Annotated in this window: 2 protein-coding genes and 1 pseudogene; 2 read left to right on the forward strand and 1 reads right to left on the reverse strand. The window is 68.5% G+C overall.

The window, feature by feature from the left end:
- Window positions 1-16: 16 nt before the first annotated feature.
- Entirely contained in the window at window positions 17-949 is a 933-nt protein-coding gene (oxyR, locus tag FFS27_RS32145) for an oxidative stress transcriptional regulator OxyR (RefSeq protein ID WP_003096622.1), read from the reverse strand.
- 137 nt (window positions 950-1086) lie between these two features.
- Here oxyR and FFS27_RS32150 point away from each other — a divergent pair, with 137 nt between their 5' ends.
- Both FFS27_RS32150 and FFS27_RS32155 read left to right on the forward strand, forming a co-directional pair.
- Window positions 1087-1938: an SDR family oxidoreductase gene (locus tag FFS27_RS32150; RefSeq protein ID WP_003096618.1), complete on the forward strand. Its 852-nt coding sequence runs from the start codon at window positions 1087-1089 to the stop codon at window positions 1936-1938.
- A pseudogene (locus FFS27_RS32155) lies at window positions 1938-2050 on the forward strand (AraC family transcriptional regulator); the annotation flags it as partial. The gene FFS27_RS32150 and the pseudogene FFS27_RS32155, both read left to right, overlap by 1 nt.

A 2050-nucleotide genomic window follows, 5' to 3' on the forward strand; every position in this document is an offset into this window, starting at 1 on the left:
ACCCTGGACAGCTCGGTCATGCGATTTGCGGTTGTTCCTGGGTTTGCGGGCGGGCTACCGAGCACAGGCGGATCGAGTCGGCCAGCACTTCGATGGCGCGTGGACGCGGGAAGCTGGCGCGCCAGGCGATGGCAACGGTACGGAACGGCACCGGCGCGCTGAACGGGCGCACTTCGATGACGCCCGGGGCGTAGTGGTGGCTGTCCACCGCGGAGAACGGCAGCACCGAGACGCCCAGTCCGGAGGCGACCATGTGGCGGATGGTCTCCAGCGACGAGGACTCCACCGTGGTGTGCTTGTTCTCGTCGCCCTTGCGCACGGTCGGGCAGGCTTCCAGCACCTGGTCGCGGAAGCAGTGGCCTTCGCCGAGCAGGAGCAGGCTCTTGTCGTTGAGCAGCTCGGAATCGATGCTGGCCTTGGCGGTCCAGGGGTGGTCGGCCGGCATCAGCACATAGAAAGGCTCGTCGAACAGCGGCTTGGTCAGGACGTCGGCTTCCTGGAACGGCAGGGCGATGATGATCGCGTCGAGTTCGCCGGTGCGCAGCTTGTCGCGGAGGATATGGGTGAAGTTCTCCTCGATGTACAGCGGCATCTGCGGCGCGACCCGGTGCAGCTGGGGAATCAGGTGCGGGAACAGGTAGGGACCGATGGTGTAGATGGCGCCGACCTTCAGCGGCGCGGCCAGCTGGTTCTTGCCGGCCTGGGCCAGCTCGCGGATGCCCTGGGCCTGTTCGAGGACCTTCTGCGCCTGGGCGACGATGCCTTCGCCCACTGGCGTCAGGCGCACGGCGCTCTTGCTGCGCTCGAAGATCAGCACCCCCAGCTCGTCCTCGAGCTTCTTCACGCCGACCGAGAGGGTCGGTTGGCTGACGTGGCAACGCTCGGCGGCGCGGCCGAAGTGTTGTTCCTGGGCGAGGGTGACGATGTAGCGCAGTTCGGTGAGGGTCATGGCTGCTCATCCGTTAAGATCGGCCAAGCATAGCGGCTGCACCGCCGCGAACCAACCTCCGGGGACATGATCGGGCGTGCATTGCAGACGATTCGACGCCTACACTGCCCGCCTTGTTGTAGGAAGGAGACGGCTTCATGTCGCAAACAGTGATGATCGCCGGCTGCGGCGATGTCGGCGGGCGCCTCGGCGAGGCGCTGCTGGCCGATGGCTGGCGGGTCCATGGCCTGCGTCGCTCGGTGGACGCCTTGCCGCAGGGGATCCTGCCGGTGGCTGGCGATCTGCAGGCTCCGGAGTGTCCCGCGCAGTGGCCGAGCGAGCCGCTCGACTACCTGGTGTACAGCGCCGCCGCCAGTCAGCACGACGAGGCTGGCTACCGTGCCGCCTACGTCGACGGCCTGCGCCATGTGCTGGGCTGGTTGCAGGCCCACGGCCAGCGGCCCAGGCGCCTGCTGTTCGTCTCCAGCACCGGGGTCTACGCGCAGACCGATGGCGGCTGGATCGACGAGGAGTCGCCGGCGCTTTCCCAGGCCTATTCCGGGCGGATCATGCTCGACGCCGAGCAGGTCGCGCTGGACAGCGGGATACCGGCTACCCGCGTGCGCCTGGCCGGCATCTACGGTCCGGGGCGGGAATGGCTGCTCAACCAGGTGCGCCAGGGTTACCGGGTGGTCAGCGAGCCGCCGCTGTATGCCAACCGGATCCACGCCGACGATGCGGCCGGGCTGCTGGCCTTCCTGTTGCGCGCCGATGCCGGCGGCCAGGCGCTGGAGGACTGCTACATCGGTGTCGACGACGCGCCCGTGGCGATGCACGAGGTGGTCGACTACCTGCGCCAGCGCCTGGGCGTCAGCCAATGGGCCGACGAACATTCGGTACGCCGCGCCGGCAGCAAGCGTTGCAGCAACCGCCGCGCCCGGGCGCTCGGCTGGGTGCCGCGCTATCCGAGCTACCGCGAGGGCTACGCGGCGGTGCTCGGGGACGCCTGATGGCTGCCAACCGGTTGTTGGCGCGTCCCTGGCTGCCTGGCGTGGAGCTGTTCCATGCGGACTTCTCCGGCCAGGCGTTCGGCCGCCACAGCCATTCGGCCTTCGCCATCGG

Source organism: Pseudomonas sp. 2VD, assembly GCF_005503585.1.
Taxonomy (GTDB): domain Bacteria; phylum Pseudomonadota; class Gammaproteobacteria; order Pseudomonadales; family Pseudomonadaceae; genus Pseudomonas; species Pseudomonas aeruginosa.